This window comes from Streptomyces sp. NPDC127197 (assembly GCF_042672405.1).
Taxonomy (GTDB): Bacteria; Actinomycetota; Actinomycetes; order Streptomycetales; family Streptomycetaceae; genus Streptomyces; species Streptomyces flavusporus.
Map to the genome: position 1 here is coordinate 26,787 of NZ_JBHXVG010000053.1, position 16,892 is coordinate 43,678.

Consider the following 16,892-nt stretch of genomic DNA (forward strand, 5'->3'; position numbering starts at 1 on the left):
GAGCGGCTCGGGGTCCGGCTGTCCGAGGAGTTCCGGAGAACGACGATGACGACCTTCTCCTTCGAGTTCTTCCCCCCGAAGACCGAGGCGGGCGAACGCACCCTCTGGGACGCGATCCGCCGTGTGGAAGCCCTGCGTCCCGACTTCGTGTCCGTCACCTATGGAGCGGGCGGCTCGTCCCGGGACCGGACCGTGTCCGTCACCCGGCGTATCGCCGCCGAGACCACCCTGCGGCCGGTCGCCCACCTCACCGCGGTAGGCCACTCGGTCGCTGAACTGCGCCACATCATCGGCCAGTACGCGGACGCGGGCATCCGGGACGTCCTGGTGCTGCGGGGCGATCCACCCGGTGATCCGAACGGCCCGTGGACACCGCACCCGGACGGATTCACCTACGCGCGTGAACTCGTCGAACTCGTACGCTCCCTGGGGGACTTCACCATCGGGGTGGCCGCTTTTCCCGAAGGGCATCCGCGGTCGCCCGACCGGGAGAGCGACCTCCGGCACTTCGTCGCCAAGTGCCGGGCGGGTGCCGACTACGCGATCACGCAGATGTTCTTCGACGTCGAGGACTATCTGCGGTTGCGTGACCGGGTCGCGGCCGCGGGCTGTGAGACCCCGGTCATCCCCGAGATCATGCCCGCCACGGACGTGCGCCAGATTCGCCGCTTCGCCGAACTGTCCGGCGCAGCCTTCCCTGAGGACCTGGCCCACCGGTTGGAACAGGCCCGCCACGAACCGGACACGGCCCACCGCATCGGTGTCGAGTACGCGACGGCCATGGCCGAGCGCCTCCTCGCCGAGGGTGCCCCGGGGCTGCACTACATCACCCTCAACCGGTCCACGGCGGCGCTGGACATCCACCGGAACATCCAGACCGCAGCAGCCTCGGTGCCGGCACCCCGCCCCGCCTCCGGAGCGTGAGCCCGGCGCCGGGCGATATGGGCAGTGAACCCCTGGAACGGACCGGGAACGGGCCGTCGGGGGGTCTCGCTGTGTTTGCAACGTGCGTCCGATGTGGCCTGTTTCAGCAGCTCTTCCGCGATTTCAGGCCACTGCGGGTCCGTGGTCCGCGGGAGTGCCATCATGCGGCTGAGGGGTCCGGATACGGGTGGTCGGGTTGGGCGACCAGAGGGTGACGTGGCAGGACGTCGTTGACACAGTCGTACTCCCATGCCACCATTTAGATAGCTCGCTACGTAATTAAGTTATCGCCTCGACATCTAGGCGCGGCGCTCCCTCTGGCTGACGCGCCGCTTGCTGGAGGAAAGTCGTAGTGCTCCCAGACCAACACCACTTACGCGATCCCGAGCACACACGACCCACATCCGTCGTCGTGCTGGGCGGCAGTCTCTTCAGTCGGATCGAGACCGTGTCGACTCTCGGCAAGGAGGAAGGATTCTCCGCAGCGAGGTATGCCGCCAGTCGGGCCGGACGGCGCCCGTCCAGCGGCGTCCGCCGTGGCGGTTCGACCGGCTCACGGTGCGGGAGACCGAGGTCGTCCAGCTGATGCTGCGCGGCTGGAGCGATGTGGAGATCGCCGAAGCGCCGGACCTGAGCGAAGCCACCGTCAAGAGCCATGTGCACAGCCTCATGGGCAAGCTCGAACTCAAGAGCCGGATCGACGTGATCACCACGGCCTGCCGAACCGGTCTCGTGCGCCCGGGCAGCCCACGGTTCACGCGGATGCCCCGCGCGGCCGCCGGCCGGCTCTGACATCCCCTCAGTACTCACGAAGAGAGATGAGCGAGATCATGGCCACGACCACTCGGCCCCCGGTTTCACCCTTCCTGAAGTTTGGCAACAAGATGATGCAGATGTTCCACTCCATGGGCATGCCCGTGGGGCCCATGCACCTGCTGCGCGTCAAGGGCCGGGTGTCCGGCCGGGAGTTCATCAACCCGGTGGCTCCGGTGAAGATCGACGGCGACATGTACATCCTCCAGGCCTTCCCCAAGTCGGACTGGGTGAAGAACGTCCGCGCCGCCGGCCGCGGCACCATGATCCGCGGCCGCAAGGCCCGGCCCGTGCAGCTGATCGAGGTTCCGGAGGCGGAGCGGGGGCGGATCGCCCGCGAGTTCCCCACGCAGGTTCCGATGGGTGCCGGCATCTTCGTGAAGAACGGTGTGGTCGCCGACAAGAGCCCCGAGAGCTTCGAGCGGGCGGCCCCCGGAATCCCGATCTTCCGGGTCGTTCCCGTCTGACGGTCCGAACGGAAGAACCCGGCACGGTGTCCCTACCGTGCCGGGTTCCTCGTGTGCTCCGGGGAGCCGGGAGTGGGGGCGGCCAGGACGAAGGGCCCTGAAGGCGAGCGTCGTTCAGCGTCACCCTCCGAGGCTTCCGCGCCCTCGGCGGCGGGCACCTTGACCACCGCCCTGGAGCAGCCGGAACAGCACGATCTGCGGGCCGCTGGAGGCGATGCCGCACAGCAGTGACGCGCCGGTGAACGTCGGCAGCTGTAGATGTCGCCGAGTCGTCCGCCGGCCACCAGGCCCGCGGCGAAGGTCAGTTGACAGCCCGCCGGGAGCCACTGCACCTGGGCGTAGCTGGTGTGGAAGGAGCCCTGGATCTCCGACGAAGCCACCGTGACCGCGGTGACGTCCAGCAGTTCCATGAAGGCGGCCAGGAGGATGACGGCGAGGCCGAGCCATGCGCGTCGCGACGGTGGTTCGGTCCCGGCCGGGGCTGAGGGGGCAGCGGCTTCGGTACGTAACTCACTCACGTCGGCTCCCGTTGGTTGCCGGTCCGCAAGATAGTTAGTACCCTAACGAAATAATTGATCTTGGTCAACCTGCTTTTGCTCGCCGGAAGGACGGCGGGGGATACTCACGGTGAGCAAGGGACGAGCGGAGGCGCGGGTGCCGCGGCACGACACGACAGGGGCGGACGCCGGTCCGATGTGGCTGCGTAGCAGCATCGCCCCCAAACTACGACTGGTCGCGAAGGAGTCGCGCGCGTTCTTCGAGGCGGAGCTCGGCAGATCCGGCGTCACCTTCGCCACCTGGACCGTGCTGGCCACCTTGAAGCTCGAGGGGCCGATGATCCAGCGCAGGCTCGCCGAGTATCTGAGCATCGAGGGGCCGACGCTCACACGCCATCTGGAGACGATGGAGCGCCGGGGAATCGTGCTGCGGACGCGGAGCGGTTCCGACCGCAGGGCGGTCACGGTCGAGCTCACCCCGGAGGGCGACGCGATGTACTCGAAGATCGAGTCCATCGCCCTGCGCAGCCATGAGCGGATGCTGGAGGGAATCAGCGACAGCGAGATCGCGCAGCTGAGCCGGCTACTGGAGAAGATCCTCGCCAACGTCACGACGGAATGAGCCGTAGGGGCCGAGTGGGCCGGTGCTGCTGTCATGCGTTCGCCTCACTCCGCCGGCTCTGCTCACCGCTGTCCCAGCTTGGGCCGGGCCAGCGCCCGACCGGGCTGGTACTCCAGGTCGTTGATGGTCCAGCCCTCGGCCGAGCCGCGGAAGTGGAAGTCCCGGGTGACCGAGGCCCGGCCCGGATCCAGCGAGACCACCTCGCTCAGCTTCTCGGGCACCGTCGTGTCGTCCGCGGGCGACCCCGACCCCACGTCGAAGCGCATGACCTCGGCGGTCGTGCCGTCTCCGAAGCGGTTCAGCAGGCGCACCGTTGACCAGCACCACGTCACCCAGCACGCCGTTCATATAGGCATCGGTGACGCCTGGAGCATGGGACTCCGGATCCAGCAGGGGATAACGGAACGATCCGTCCTCCGCAAAGGACCGGTCCGGGATCATCAGTATCCGATGGAAACAGGCGGCTGCCGCCTCGTGTGGTGGAGGCGTTGCGATGCTGACGCACGCAGAAACCCCCAGTGAGCCGCTCGCCCTGGAGGACGCGAGCGGTAGGAGATGGTGGACTTCTTCCTCGACCCCGTCACACCGGTCAACGCCCACCGGCTGTGGGGCGCCGTCAGCCTCGCGGTCTCGCTCCTGGTGGGCCGGCTCGTGCACCGCTTCTACGAGGATCCGATCGAGCGCAGGCTACAGGCCTGGCTCGGGACCCGCGCCGAGAAGCGCAGGTCCGCCGAGGTACCCGCGGAGAAGGGCGAGCCGGTGAGCTGAGCTGTCGACGCAGAACGCCTCCGGCGCGTGGAGCGGTGTCGTCAGTCCGCGCCCGGGGTGATCAGGCCGGACTCGTAGGCCACGATCACCAGTTGGGTCCGGTCACGCGCGCCGAGCTTGCCCATGATGCGACTGACCTGGGTCTTCGTGGTCAGCGGGCTCACGCCCAGGGCATCGGCGATCTCCTTGTTGTTGAGGCCGCGTGCCACCAGGGTCAGCACCTGGCGCTCCCGGGCGGTCAGCATCGTCAGACCGGCGACGGGGGCGGAGCGCGGTGCCGTGTCGGGGGCGCACAGCACCTGGCGATGAGCCGGGCGGTCGGGGCCGGGGAGAGCAGGGCCAGGACGCGTCGGGTTCGGCGGGCCGGCCGGCGCAGCAGGCCGACGGCGGCTCCCACGGCCAGTCCGGTTCCGGCGAGTGCGAGCGCCTTGGCGGTACGGCCCGGAGGCGCGGGGCGTGTGCCGTACCCGCCGTCCGGGGCGCCCGGCAGCGCGGAGGCCAACAGCTCCGCCAGGTGGACCGCCTCGTGGCCGCCGCTGTCGAACTCGTGGATCTGCGTACGGCAGCTGAAGCCGTCGGCCAGGACGGCCGTCTCCGCGTCCGTCTCGCGCAGCCTCGGCAGCAGTACGCGGTCCGCGCACGCCCGGCTGACCTCCAGATGACCCCGCTCGAAGCCGAAGTTCCCGGCCAGCCCGCAGCACCCGGACTCCAGCCGCTCCACATCGATCCCGGCGCGCCGCAGCAGCTCCCGGTCGGCGTCCCAGCCCAGCACCGCGTGCTGGTGACAGTGTACCTGCGCCAGCGCCCGCGAGCCCGGCACCCGAGGGGGCGCGTAGCCGGGGCTGTGCTCGGTGAGCAGTTCGGCCAGGGTCACCGTCTGGCTGCGCAGCCTGCGCACGTTGTGGTCCCCGGGGAAGAGCTCTCCGGCGTCGGCCCGGAAGACGGCCGTGCAGCTCGGTTCCAGGCCGACCACCAGCCCGCCGGCCCGGAGATGCCCGGCGAGGCGCCGCACGGTGCGGGCCAGGATGCGCTCGGCGGTGCCCAGTTGGCCTGTGGAGATCCAGGTCAGCCCGCAGCACAGCGGCTCGTCGGGGACGACGACCTGCCAGCCCGCGTGTTCCAGCAGCCGTACCGCCGCCCGGCCGATGTGCGGGTGGAAGAAGTTGGTGAAGGTGTCCGGCCACAGCACGACGGTGCCGCGGCCGGTGTCGCCGTACGGCTCGTGCCGGGCGAACCACTGCTGGAGCGTCTCGGCCGCGAACAGCGGCACCTCCCGCTGCTCGACGCCCGCGACCGCGACGGCCGCCCGCGACAGGCCGGGCGTGTGGGTGAGCGCGTTGACGACCGGCCCCGTCCGTGCCCGGCCGACCACCTGTGCCAGCGCCGGCAGCCAGCCCATCGACCAGTCCGAGCGCGGCCTGCGCCAGGGCCGCCCCGCGTAGTGGTGGGCGAGGAACTCCGCCTTGTACGTCGCCATGTCGACGTTGGCGGGGCAGTCGGTCCTGCAGCCCTTGCAGGCCAGGCACAGATCGAGGGCGTCCCGCACCGCCTCGGACCGCCAGCCGTCCCGGACGGCGCTGTCGCCGTGGCCGTCGAGCATCTCGAACAGCAGCCGGGCCCGCCCGCGCGTGGAGTGTTCCTCCTCCCGGGTGACCTGGTACGAGGGGCACATGACCGTGCCGCCCTCGGTCGTCAGCTGCCGGCACTTGCCGACGCCGACGCACCGGTTGGCCGCCTGGGCGAAGGAGCCGCCGTCGTCGGGGAAGCGGAAGTGGAGGTCCCGGGGGGCGTACGGCTCCCAGTCGTCGCCGAGCCGCAGGTGTTCGTCGAGTTTGTACGGCGCCACGACCTTGCCGGGGTTCATCCGGTTCTGCGGATCGAACACCGCCTTGAGCCGCCCGAACCCCTCCACCAGGTCGTCGCCGAACATCCGCGGCAACAGCTCACCCCGGCTCTGCCCGTCCCCGTGCTCCCCGGAGAACGAGCCGCCGAACTCCGCGACCAGATCCGCCGCCCGCTCCATGAATCGCCGGTAGGCCGCCACACCTTCGGCCGTGTACAGGTCGAAGGGGATCCGGGTGTGCACGCAGCCCTGCCCGAAGTGGCCGTACAGACTGGGCCCGGTGTCGCTCTGGTAGCCGAACTCCTGGTAGAGGCCGTGCAGTCGGCGCAGATAGTCACCGAGCCGCTCGGGTGGCACCGCCGAGTCCTCCCAGCCCTCGAACGTGTCGGGCCGGCCCGGGATGTGTGCGGTGGCGCCGAGTCCGGCCTCGCGGACCTGCCACAGCTCCTCCTCCCGGGCCGGATCGTCCAGGAACGCGACCTCGGGGTCGTGCTCGGACTCGTGCAGCGCGGCCAGCATGCGGTGCGCCCGCTCGTCGGCGTCCTCGACGGTGTCCCCGCCGAACTGCACCATCAGGAAGGCGCGTCCTTCCGGGAGTTCGGCGATCGCCCTGGGGTTGAGGTGCTTGAGCCGCTCGTCGCGGATCAGATGGGAGTCGACGCCCTCCAGCGCCATCGGCTTATGCGGCAGGATGTCCGGCACCGCGTCGGCAGCCCGGTCGACCCGGTCGAACCCCAGCACCACCAGCGTCCGTTCCTTCATCACCGGCACCAGCTCCAGCTCCGCCCGCAGGACGGTGACCAGCGTCGACTCGCTGCCGACCAGCAGTCCGGCGACGTCGAAGCCGTGCTCGGGCAGGAGTGAGTCGAGGTTGTAGCCGGAGACGCGGCGCGGGATGTCGGGGAAGCGGCGGCGGATCTCGTCGCCGTAGGTGTCGCGCAGGGCGCGCAGGGCGCGGTACACGGCGGCCCGCGGATCGCCGCGACGCTCGATCCCCGCGTACTCCTCGTCGCTCGTCTCCCCGCCCCAGAACCGGGTGCCGTCGTACAACAGCACCTCCAGCCGGGCGATGTTGTCGACGACCTTGCCGGTCGCCTGGGCGGTGGCGCCGCACGAGTTGTTGCCGATCATGCCGCCGATCGTGCAGTTGGCGTGGGTGGCGGGCTCCGGACCGAACCGCAGACCGGTGGGCGCGAGGTGCCGGTTGAGCTCGTCCAGCACGATGCCCGGCTGGACGACGCAGGTGCGCGCCTCCTCGTTCACGGACTCGACCCGGTTGCAGTACTTCGACCAGTCGAGCACCACGGCAGTGTTCGTGCACTGCCCGGCGAGGCTCGTCCCGCCGCCCCGCGACAGCACCGGCGCGCCGAACTCCCGGGCGACGGCCACCGCCTCCGCGGCCGCCTCGGGCGTGCGGGGGACGACCACACCGATCGGCGTCTGCCGGAAGTTGGAGGCGTCCGTCGAGTACGCGGCCCGGCTCCCGGCGTCGAACCGCGCCTCCTCGTCCACCCGCGCCCGCAGCGCGGCCTCGAGCGCCGCGGCGTCGACGGGTGGTGCGCCCGGCCGCAGGGTGACGGGATCGGGCAGGTCCAGCGGGCCCATGAAACCTCCTCCGGGATGACAGCGACCGCGCCCTGAAGCACGGCACGCCGAGTACCCGTCGGCCGCCCGGACAAGCCGCTTACTCGGCGCGCGCCTCGCCGGTGAGCCCCGGCAGCAGGCCGGACAACGCGTCCTGTTCGGCCTGTCCGACGCAGGTGGCGAGGGCCTCGGTGATCGTCTCCGCCAGGGCCCCGGACGCCTCTTCCAGCAGGCGCCGGGCCTGGTCCGTGACGGTGACCTCGATGCCCCGCCGGTCTCCGCAGGCCGACCGGCGGGTGACGAGACCGGCGCGCTGGAGGCAGGCGATCTGGTAGGTGAGCCGGGTCTTGGGACGGCCCAGCAGTTCCGCGATCCGCGTCATGCGCAGGCCGCCCTCGGGCTGCTCGGCGAGCAGGCACAGCACCAGGAACTCGTCGTGGGACACGTCGAGCCGTTCCTTCACCACCGACCGCAGCCGCTGCTCCACGGCCCCCATCGTGGCCCGCATCAGCATCCAGGCGCGCAGCTCCGGCGGCAGCAGGCCGCCGCCCTGCGCGGACGGGCATGCGGGCAGGTCAGCGGGGTGCTTGGCGGGGTCGGCCATGGTTTCGAGTGTACCTGTCGTCCAATTTTGGACGAGGAAGTTGTTCAGATTTGGACATTCGGCTAGCGTGAGTCATCCAAATTTGGAGTACTCATTCGGAGTACCCGGCCGACAGGAGAACGATCATGAGCGTCGCCGTGGAAACCGGCCTGTGGCAGCTCGACACCACCGCCTCCACCGTCGCCGTGCGGCACAAGACGTTCTGGGGCCTGGTCACCGTCAAGGGCGCCTTCGGGACCGTCGGCGGCCGGGGCGAGGTCCGCCCCGACGGCACCGCCACCGGCACCCTCACCCTGGACGTGGCCTCCCTCGACACCGGGAACGCCAAGCGCGACACGCACCTGCGGTCCGCCGACTTCTTCGACGCCGACAACCACCCGGAGATCACCTTCGTCGCCCGCGAGGCCGAACTGCGCGACGGTGACAAGGTGCACGTCAATGGTCAGCTCACCGTGCGCGGCATCAGCAGGCCGCTGACCTTCGTCGCCCGCCTCGTCGGGGCCGACGCCGAACAGGTCACGCTGGATGCGGAGTTCACCGTGGACCGGGACGAGTTCGGCATGACCTGGAACCAGCTGCGCATGATGGGCGGCCTGACCACGGTCGCGACCACGCTCCGCTTCACCCGCGCCGCCGCCTGAAGGAAATAAGCCGCAACTCCGGAGGAAAGGGCCACAGAATCGTCGCAGACCGTGTCGCTGTTCGGCCGAACGGGTGACTTGCCGTAAGAATTGCCTGGTGTAGGCGACGAGTGCGAGTCAGATCGGGGGGAGCCGGTGAACAGCCACGACGTCACCGATGAACAGTGGGAAGGACTCGCCCAGGTCGTTCCGTTGCGCGGCCGCGACGCCTGGCCGTCCGCCGTGGACCACCGGGCGCTGCCGGAGGCGGAGACCGAGACGCGCCGTCGTTTCGTCGTGCTCCGGGTCAATGTGTTCGGGGACGCCCGCGAGGTCGCCGAGACGCTGATGGCGGGCATCCCGGTGCTGCTGGACCTGACCGGCGCCGAGACGGAGGTCGCCAAGCGGGTCCTGGACTTCAGCACGGGCGTCGTCTTCGGCCGGAGCAGCGGAATGCACCGCGTGGACCGCAACGTGTTCCTGCTGACGCCGCCCGGTACCGAGGTGCAGGGCCTGATGGAGGACGCGGGTGTGTCCGGCCCGTGAGGGTCGGCGCACGCCGGGCGGGCACCCCCTGTGGGTGACGTCGCTCCCGTACGGTCGCCCGATCGTAGGAAGGTCCCGGAGGCGGAACGGTTCGTCCGATCATGGAGTCCTACGGTCCGGATATGGCCGTGTCATCCACGACGTCCGCGTCCGGCATCTCCACCCCGCCCCGCCCCGGGTCGCCGGACCGGCCGCACGTCACCGAGCTGCGACTCTCCGCCTTCGCCGGACACCGCGGTGCCGTACTCCCGCTCGGCCCGCTCACCCTGCTCGCGGGGCCCAGCGGCTCCGGCAAGACGAGTGCGCTGCGGGCGTACGACGCGCTGGCCCGGCTCGGTGGTGGCGCCGAACTCGGCGAGGCGTTCCCCGCTCCGGCCGCCTGCGTGCCCGAACGCGCCCGGCCCGACGCCCAGCGCCGCCGCGGCTTCCGCATCGGCTGCACGGCCGACGGCCCCGAGGGCCCGGTCCGGCTCGACGTCGCCGTCCAGGCCGAACCCGACCTGCGTGTCGTGGGGGAGCGGCTGTCGGCCGGCGGCGTGGTCCTGCTGGAGACCGCCCTGCGCGACCCGGGCCGGCGCGCCGTACAGGCCGCCTGGCACACGGCCGGCTCGGCGCCGGTGACCCGCGCCCCGCTGCCCGACGACCGGCTCGGCACCGCGCTGCTGCCGCTGCGGGTGGCCGGCAAGACCGACGGACAGCGGCGCGTCATCGCCGCCGCCGAACAGATGGTCGTCGCCCTGCGCTCCGTCTTTGCCTGCGACCCGCGGCCGGAACGCATGCGCTTCCCCGTGCCGATGGGCTCCGGCCGGCTGCTCGGCGGCTGCGGCAACCTGGCCGACGTCCTGTGGCGCACCCGCGCGGAGTGCGTCCGGCGACATGCGCAGCTCGTCGCCGCGGTGCGCGCGGGATGCGCCGGCACCGTCGCGGAGGTCCTCGCCGAACCGCTCGGCGACGGCACGGTCCGCGCGGTGCTGGACCGGGGCGACGGCATCCGGACCGCCCTCGAACGGCTCGGGGACGGTGAGTTGAGATACCTCGCCCTGACCCTGGTGCTGCTCACCGGGCCGGGCGTCCTGGAGGTCGACCCGGCCGGCGAGGTGCCCGCGGCCATGCAGACGCTCACCGTGCTCGCCGACGGCTTCGACCACGCACTCGACCCACGGCAGCGCGGCGAACTGCTGCGGCTGGCGGCGCGGATGTGCGAGCGCGGGCACATCCGCCTGGTCGGCGCGGTGAGCGATGCGTCGTGGGTGGCGGGGGCGGACGGAGTCACGGTGGTACACCTTGACGCGTGACTGAAGACCTGGACGTGGCGAAGCTCCAGCGCAGGCTGGCCGAGTTCGCCGCCGCGCGCAACTGGCAGCGCTACCACACGCCCAAGAACCTCGTGGCCGCGCTCAGTGTGGAGGCCTCCGAACTGGTCGAGATCTTCCAGTGGCTGACGCCGGAGGAGTCGGCGCGCGTCATGTCCGACCCCGACACCGCGCACCGCGTCACGGACGAGGTGGCCGACGTCCTCGCGTATCTGCTCCAGCTGTGCGAGGTGCTCGGCATCGACCCGCTGGCCGCGCTCGACGCGAAGATCGACCGCAACGAGCGGCGGTTCCCGGCACCGGACGGACCCTGACCCCGCTCCGGTTCCGGGCGGGGAGCCGCAGGCTCCGCTTTCACTCTCCGCAGTTGAAATCTGAACCGAACCTGAATTGTTGTCCACAGATTTCCGTCTTCCTCTGGCTTTTCGTCTCACGCTCCCTCACTCTGGGTAGTGGACAAGGGAGTTCGGGCGACGTGCTGAGAGCGCGGCGGGACAGACGGGGGCAGCGCATGGATGCGGTGCGGCTCATCCTGACGAGCAGGCGTGCCCTGGCGGCAAGCGGCGATATGGCTCAGACCGTGACGGAGGTGTGGCAGGCGCAGGCCCTGGCCCAGGCGATCGGCAGCCGGCTCGCGGTCTCCGGACCGCCCGAACTGCGCGGTGAGGCACTGGGGTTGACCGAGCTGGCGGGCAGAGGCTGCGGCGTGCTCGACACACCGGAGCTCGACACGGGTGAGCTGCGCGCGGCCCAGCTCACCGAGTTGGGCGATGCCCGGCAGGCTCTGCTGCACCTCGGCGGCCTGCTCGGCGAGGTCGGCATCGCCCTCGTCGGCATCGCCTGCTCCGCGCCCGACGAGGGCACGTACTGGCAGTGCATGGAGGCCATCGACGCGGCGGACGAGTCACGGGACCGGGTGCTGGAGATGCTGCGCAAGCTGGCGGACCGGGAGCATGTGGTGCCGGAGCGGGAGGCGGGCTAGGCAGGTCGGACATGACGGCCTCCTCGGCGTGGGGACCAATGACGCCGTGCGGAGGGCGAGGGGGCAGGATGGGAGTATGGATCTTCGAATCTTCACCGAGCCCCAGCAGGGGGCGACCTACGACACCCTGCTCACCGTGGCGAAGGCCACCGAGGACCTTGGCTTCGATGCCTTCTTCCGTTCCGATCATTATCTGAGGATGGGCTCCGGGGACGGCCTCCCCGGCCCCACGGACGCCTGGATCACCCTCGCCGGCCTCGCCCGCGAGACCAGGCGGATCCGGCTCGGCACGCTGATGACCGCCGGCACCTTCCGGCTGCCCGGCGTCCTCGCCATCCAGGTCGCCCAGGTCGACCAGATGTCCGGCGGCCGTGTCGAACTCGGCCTGGGCGCAGGCTGGTTCGCCGAGGAGCACGCCGCGTACGGCATCCCCTTCCCGAAGGAGAAGTTCGGCCGTCTCGAGGAGCAACTGGAGATCGTCACCGGGCTGTGGGCGACGGAGGTGGGCCGGACCTTCGACTTCCACGGGAAGTACTACGAGCTCAAGGACTCGCCGGCGCTGCCCAAGCCCGCCCAGCCGAAGATCCCCGTACTCATCGGCGGCCACGGTGCCACCCGCACCCCGCGGCTGGCCGCGCAGTACGCCGACGAGTTCAATATGCCGTTCGCCTCCGTCGAGGACAGCGAGCGTCAGTTCGCCCGGGTCCGCGCCGCCGCGGAGGAAGCCGGCCGCAAGGGCGACGACCTCGTGTACTCCAACGCCCTCGTGGTCTGCGTAGGCAAGGACGACCAGGAGGTGGCCCGGCGCGCCGCCGCGATCGGCCGCGAGGTCGAGGAGCTGAAGGCCAACGGCCTGGCGGGCACCCCGGCCGAGGTGGTCGAGAAGATCGGCCGCTACAACGAGATCGGGACCCAGCGGATCTACCTCCAGGTCCTCGACCTGCACGACCTGGACCACCTGGAGCTGATCTCGACCCAGGTCCAGTCGCAGCTGTCCTGAGGACCTTCCCGGCGAAAATCACAGGTGTCCGTGTGAAGGTTGTCTGTACGTTGGCATGGCCCACGCGGGTGCATGCCCGCACTTCAGACCCCTTCGAGGCAACCCCGTGTTCCTGACGATCAGTACCACCGGCACCCCAGAACGCCCGGCGACCGACCTCGGTTTCCTGCTGCACAAGCATCCCGACCGGGCGCAGGCGTTCTCCACCTCCTACGGCACGGCGCACGTCCTCTACCCCGAGGCCGACGCCGAACGCTGCACGGCGGCCCTGCTGCTGGAGGTGGACGCGGTGGCACTGGTCCGGCGCGGCAAGGGCAAGGGCCGGGGCGGCGCCCCCGACGCGGCCCTCGCGCAGTACGTCAACGACCGCCCGTACGCGGCCTCCTCGCTGCTCGCCGTGGCGCTGAGCAGCGTCTTCTCCAGCGCGATGCGCGGGGTGTGCACCGCCCGCCCCGAGCGTGCCGGGGAGCCGCTGCCGCTGCGCATCGAGATACCGGCGCTGCCCGCCCGCGGCGGCCCGGACCTCGTACGACGCCTCTTCGAACCGCTGGGATGGGCGGTGACCGCCGACCCGGTGGCGCTGGACAGCGAGTTCCCGGAGTGGGGCGACTCCCGGTATGTGCGCCTCGTACTGGAGTCGGAGGTGCTGACCCTCGCCGCGGCCCTGCGTCATCTGTACGTCCTGCTCCCGGTTCTCGACGACGCCAAGCACTACTGGGTCTCCTCCGACGAGGTGGACAAGCTGCTGCGGGCCGGTGAGGGCTGGCTGCCCGGCCACCCGGAGCAGAAGCTGATCACCAGCCGCTATCTGTCCCGCCGCTGGTCGCTGACCCGGCAGGCCATGGAACGGCTCGAACTGGTCCGGCTGGCCGAGGCCGACGACAGCGAGGTCGAGGACATCGACAACGCCGTCGAGGCCGAGAGCGAGGCCGAGGAGAAGCCGACCCCGCTCGCCGTGCAGCGCCGGGACGCGATCACCGCCGCGCTCAAGGCGTCCGGTGCCACCCGAGTGCTCGATCTCGGGTGCGGGCAGGGCCAGTTGGTGCAGGCCCTCCTCAAGGACCCGGCGTTCACCGAGATCGTCGGCGTGGACGTGTCGATGCGGGCACTGACGATCGCCTCCCGGCGACTGAAGCTGGACCGCATGGGGGAGCGGCAGGCCTCGCGCGTCACGCTCTTCCAGAGCTCCCTCGCCTACACCGACAACCGGCTCAAGGGGTACGACGCCGCCGTGCTCAGCGAGGTGATCGAGCACCTCGACCTGCCCCGGCTGCCCGCGCTGGAGTACGCGGTGTTCGGCGCCGCCCGACCCCGGACGGTCCTCGTGACCACCCCGAACGTCGAGTACAACGTCCGCTGGGAGTCCCTCCCGGCCGGTCACGTCCGGCACGGCGACCACCGCTTCGAGTGGACGCGGGACGAGTTCCGGCAGTGGGCCGGAAAGGTCGCCGAACGGCACGGCTACGAGGTGGAGTTCGCGCCCGTCGGACCCGACGACCCCGAGGTGGGCCCGCCCACCCAGATGGCCGTTTTTTCCATGAGCACAGCCACCCTCAGGACCACGAAGGAGGAGAAGGCCGCATGACCGTCGACACCAAGGGGCGCACCCTGCCCGTCACCGACCTCTCCCTCGTGGTGCTGATCGGCGCCTCCGGCTCGGGCAAGTCCACCTTCGCCCGTCGGCACTTCAAGCCGACCGAGGTGATCTCGTCCGACTTCTGCCGCGGGCTCGTCTCCGACGACGAGAACGACCAGGGCGCCACCCGGGATGCCTTCGACGTCCTGCACTACATCGCGGGCAAGCGCCTGGCCGCCGGCCGCCGCACGGTCGTCGACGCCACCAGCGTGCAGCCGGACGCCCGAAAGAAGCTGATCGAGCTGGCCAAGCAGTACGACGTGCTGCCCATCGCCATCGTGCTCGATGTGCCGGAGCAGGTGTGCGCCGAGCGCAACGCGGCCCGCGTCGACCGGGCCGGCATGCCGCGTCGGGTCATCCAGCGGCACACCCGCGAACTCCGCCGCTCCCTGCGCCACCTGGAGCGCGAGGGCTTCCGCAAGGTGCACATCCTGCGCGGAGTGGAGGACGTCGAGAACGCCACGATCGTCACCGAGAAGCGCTTCAACGACCTCACCCACCTCACCGGCCCCTTCGACATCATCGGCGACATCCACGGCTGCTCCGCCGAACTGGAGTCGCTGCTGGGCAAGTTGGGGTACGCCGACGGAGTGCACCCCGAGGGCCGTACCGCCGTCTTCGTCGGTGACCTCGTCGACCGCGGGCCGGACAGCCCCGGCGTGCTGCGCCGTGTGATGTCGATGGTGACGTCGGGCAACGCCCTGTGCGTGCCCGGAAACCATGAAAACAAGTACGGGCGGTACCTCAAGGGCCGCAAGGTCCAGCACACGCACGGGCTCGCCGAGACCATCGAGCAGATGGAGGGGGAGAGCGAGGAGTTCCGGCAGCAGGTACGGGAGTTCATCGACGGGCTCGTCAGCCACTACGTCCTCGACGGCGGCAGGCTGGTGGTCTGCCACGCCGGTCTGCCGGAGAAGTACCACGGCCGGACGTCCGGCCGGGTCCGCTCGCACGCGCTGTACGGCGACACCACGGGGGAGACCGACGAGTTCGGGCTGCCGGTGCGCTACCCGTGGGCGGAGGACTACCGGGGCCGGGCGGCTGTGGTGTACGGCCACACTCCGGTCCCGGAGGCCACATGGTTGAACAACACCATCTGCCTGGACACGGGCGCCGTCTTCGGCGGCAAGCTCACCGCGCTGCGCTGGCCGGAGCGGGAACTGCTCGACGTACCGGCGGAGCGCGTCTGGTACGAGCCGACGAAGCCGCTGAGGTCCGAGGCGCCTGGCGGGCATGACGGGCGGCCGCTGGACCTGGCGGACGTGCACGGCCGCAGGGTGGTGGAGACCCGGCACGCCGGCCGGATCTCGGTCCGCGAGGAGAACGCGGCGGCCGCGCTGGAGGTCATGAGCCGCTTCGCGGTCGACCCGCGCCTGCTGCCGTACCTGCCGCCGACCATGGCACCGACCGCGACCTCGCACGTCGACGGCTACCTGGAGCACCCGGCCGAGGCGTTCGCGCAGTACGCGGCGGACGGGGTCGCGCGGGTCGTGTGCGAGGAGAAGCACATGGGCTCGCGGGCGGTGGCGCTGGTGTGCCGGGACGCGGATACGGCGCGGAAGCGGTTCGGAGTGGACGGTCCCACCGGGTCCCTCTACACCCGAACCGGGCGCCCGTTCTTCGACGACGACTCCGTCACCGAGGAGATCCTCGGCCGGCTGCGGTCGGCGATCGACGCGGCCGGTATGTGGGCGGAGCTCGCCACTGACTGGCTGCTGCTCGACGCCGAGCTGATGCCCTGGTCGCTGAAGGCGTCCGGGCTGCTGCGCAGTCAGTACGCGGCGGTCGGCGCCGCCTCCGGGGCGGTGTTCCCGGGCGCGCTGACCGCGCTGGAGGGCGCCGCGGCCCGCGGCGTCGACGTGGCCGGCCTGCTGTCCCGCCAGCGTGAACGGGCAGCGGACGCCGCCGCGTTCACCGAGGCGTACCGCCGCTACTGCTGGACCACGGACGGCCTGGACGGCGTCCGCCTGGCCCCGTTCCAGATCCTCGCGGTCCAGGGCCGCAGCCTCGCCGGACTGCCGCACGACGAGCAACTCGCCCTGCTCGACCGGCTCGTCGAGCACGACGGCAGCGGACTGCTCCAGACCACCCGGCGTCTGTATGTCGACACCGGCGATCCGGAGTCGGTCCAGGCCGGCATCGACTGGTGGCTGGAGATGACCGGCCGGGGCGGCGAGGGCATGGTCGTCAAGCCGCGCGGGGCGCTCGTGCGATGGGGGTGCCCCCGCTCGAGCGAAGCCGAGAGTGGGGGAGGAGAGGGACGTCTGGTGCAGCCCGGCATCAAGTGCCGGGGCCGCGAGTACCTGCGGATCATCTACGGTCCCGAGTACACGCGTCCGGACAACCTGGCCCGGCTGCGGCAGCGGTTCCTGAACCACAAGCGGTCGCTGGCGATCCGCGAGTACGCGCTCGGTCTGGAGGCCCTGGACCGGCTGGCCGAGGGTGAGCCGCTGTGGCGGGTGCACGAGGCGGTGTTCGGGGTGCTCGCCCTGGAGTCCGAGCCGGTGGACCCGCGGCTGTAGTCCTGCTCCGGTCGCTCGGTCGGCCCGCGGCCGGGACGCGGGCCGGCGCCGCGGGCGCGGAGCACGGGGGCCCGGAAAAAGGGGGGGGTACAGGAGCGCGAAAGGTGAGGCTGGAGGCAAGGGATTCCAAGTCGACACCGAGGGCGGGCGG

General features: G+C 71.0%; 18 protein-coding genes. 13 read left to right on the plus strand and 5 right to left on the minus strand.

The genetic code is table 11. The annotated features are described in order from the left end of the window. Positions 1-45 precede the first annotated feature (45 nt). The 3 genes from metF (at position 46) to ACFVJQ_RS40815 (ending at position 2,204) form a co-directional block, all read left to right on the plus strand. Entirely contained in the window at positions 46-924 is an 879-nt protein-coding gene (metF, locus tag ACFVJQ_RS40805; RefSeq protein ID WP_385790885.1) for a methylenetetrahydrofolate reductase [NAD(P)H], read from the plus strand. A 558-nt stretch (positions 925-1,482) separates the two neighbouring features. After that, the gene (locus tag ACFVJQ_RS40810) at positions 1,483-1,716 is read left to right on the plus strand and encodes a response regulator transcription factor (protein WP_385509482.1); all 234 of its coding nucleotides are present in this window, start codon (positions 1,483-1,485) and stop codon (positions 1,714-1,716) included. A 38-nt stretch (positions 1,717-1,754) separates the two neighbouring features. Beyond that, complete coding sequence (locus ACFVJQ_RS40815) at positions 1,755-2,204, plus strand: nitroreductase family deazaflavin-dependent oxidoreductase (protein ID WP_385790886.1); 450 nt, start codon at positions 1,755-1,757, stop codon at positions 2,202-2,204. Positions 2,205-2,236: 32 nt separating this feature from the next. Here ACFVJQ_RS40815 and ACFVJQ_RS40820 read toward each other — a convergent pair whose 3' ends face one another. Next, the gene (locus ACFVJQ_RS40820; RefSeq protein WP_385790887.1) at positions 2,237-2,722 is read right to left on the minus strand and encodes an MFS transporter; all 486 of its coding nucleotides are present in this window, start codon (positions 2,720-2,722) and stop codon (positions 2,237-2,239) included. 109 nt (positions 2,723-2,831) lie between these two features. Here ACFVJQ_RS40820 and ACFVJQ_RS40825 point away from each other — a divergent pair, with 109 nt between their 5' ends. After that, positions 2,832-3,323 (plus strand): MarR family winged helix-turn-helix transcriptional regulator, encoded by a 492-nt coding sequence (locus tag ACFVJQ_RS40825; RefSeq protein ID WP_385509484.1) that lies wholly within the window; start codon positions 2,832-2,834, stop codon positions 3,321-3,323. Between the two features lie 62 nt (positions 3,324-3,385). On the opposite strand, the gene ACFVJQ_RS40830 is transcribed toward ACFVJQ_RS40825, so the two are convergent. Beyond that, positions 3,386-3,634 carry a hypothetical protein gene (locus ACFVJQ_RS40830; RefSeq protein ID WP_385509485.1) on the minus strand — a complete coding sequence of 83 codons (249 nt, stop codon included), beginning with the start codon at positions 3,632-3,634 and terminating at the stop codon, positions 3,386-3,388. 244 nt (positions 3,635-3,878) lie between these two features. Between ACFVJQ_RS40830 and ACFVJQ_RS40835 the strand changes: the two genes are divergently transcribed. After that, the gene (locus tag ACFVJQ_RS40835; protein ID WP_385509486.1) at positions 3,879-4,091 is read left to right on the plus strand and encodes a hypothetical protein; all 213 of its coding nucleotides are present in this window, start codon (positions 3,879-3,881) and stop codon (positions 4,089-4,091) included. A gap of 41 nt (positions 4,092-4,132) precedes the next feature. On the opposite strand, the gene ACFVJQ_RS40840 is transcribed toward ACFVJQ_RS40835, so the two are convergent. The 3 genes from ACFVJQ_RS40840 to ACFVJQ_RS40850 form a co-directional block, all read right to left on the minus strand. Next, complete coding sequence (locus ACFVJQ_RS40840) at positions 4,133-4,336, minus strand: response regulator transcription factor (RefSeq protein WP_385509488.1); 204 nt, start codon at positions 4,334-4,336, stop codon at positions 4,133-4,135. Positions 4,337-4,338: 2 nt separating this feature from the next. After that, positions 4,339-7,539 carry an FAD-binding and (Fe-S)-binding domain-containing protein gene (locus ACFVJQ_RS40845; RefSeq protein ID WP_385790888.1) on the minus strand — a complete coding sequence of 1,067 codons (3,201 nt, stop codon included), beginning with the start codon at positions 7,537-7,539 and terminating at the stop codon, positions 4,339-4,341. Between the two features lie 79 nt (positions 7,540-7,618). Then, positions 7,619-8,122, minus strand: a complete 504-nt coding sequence (locus ACFVJQ_RS40850) for a MarR family winged helix-turn-helix transcriptional regulator (RefSeq protein WP_385509490.1) — start codon at positions 8,120-8,122, stop codon at positions 7,619-7,621. 125 nt (positions 8,123-8,247) lie between these two features. Here ACFVJQ_RS40850 and ACFVJQ_RS40855 point away from each other — a divergent pair, with 125 nt between their 5' ends. The 8 genes from ACFVJQ_RS40855 to ACFVJQ_RS40890 all read left to right on the plus strand — a co-directional run bounded on the left by ACFVJQ_RS40855 (position 8,248) and on the right by ACFVJQ_RS40890 (position 16,741). After that, a complete protein-coding gene (locus tag ACFVJQ_RS40855; RefSeq protein ID WP_385509491.1) occupies positions 8,248-8,763 on the plus strand; it encodes a YceI family protein in 516 nt (171 codons plus the stop codon). Between the two features lie 135 nt (positions 8,764-8,898). Beyond that, positions 8,899-9,288 (plus strand): cell division protein SepF, encoded by a 390-nt coding sequence (locus ACFVJQ_RS40860; RefSeq protein ID WP_385509492.1) that lies wholly within the window; start codon positions 8,899-8,901, stop codon positions 9,286-9,288. A 122-nt stretch (positions 9,289-9,410) separates the two neighbouring features. Further along, entirely contained in the window at positions 9,411-10,583 is a 1,173-nt protein-coding gene (locus tag ACFVJQ_RS40865) for an AAA family ATPase (protein ID WP_385509493.1), read from the plus strand. Next, complete coding sequence (locus ACFVJQ_RS40870; RefSeq protein ID WP_385266268.1) at positions 10,580-10,915, plus strand: nucleotide pyrophosphohydrolase; 336 nt, start codon at positions 10,580-10,582, stop codon at positions 10,913-10,915. The genes ACFVJQ_RS40865 and ACFVJQ_RS40870 overlap by 4 nt, the downstream gene beginning before the upstream one ends. A 197-nt stretch (positions 10,916-11,112) precedes the next feature. Then, on the plus strand, positions 11,113-11,583 hold the full coding sequence (locus ACFVJQ_RS40875; protein ID WP_385790889.1) for a DUF6099 family protein: 471 nt from the start codon (positions 11,113-11,115) through the stop codon (positions 11,581-11,583). 76 nt (positions 11,584-11,659) lie between these two features. Next, positions 11,660-12,583, plus strand: a complete 924-nt coding sequence (locus ACFVJQ_RS40880; RefSeq protein WP_385790890.1) for an LLM class F420-dependent oxidoreductase — start codon at positions 11,660-11,662, stop codon at positions 12,581-12,583. A 106-nt stretch (positions 12,584-12,689) separates the two neighbouring features. Next, positions 12,690-14,168: a 3' terminal RNA ribose 2'-O-methyltransferase Hen1 gene (locus ACFVJQ_RS40885; RefSeq protein ID WP_385790891.1), complete on the plus strand. Its 1,479-nt coding sequence runs from the start codon at positions 12,690-12,692 to the stop codon at positions 14,166-14,168. Beyond that, positions 14,165-16,741 (plus strand): polynucleotide kinase-phosphatase, encoded by a 2,577-nt coding sequence (locus ACFVJQ_RS40890; protein ID WP_385790892.1) that lies wholly within the window; start codon positions 14,165-14,167, stop codon positions 16,739-16,741. Before ACFVJQ_RS40885 ends, ACFVJQ_RS40890 begins: the two co-directional genes overlap by 4 nt. Positions 16,742-16,892 lie beyond the last annotated feature (151 nt).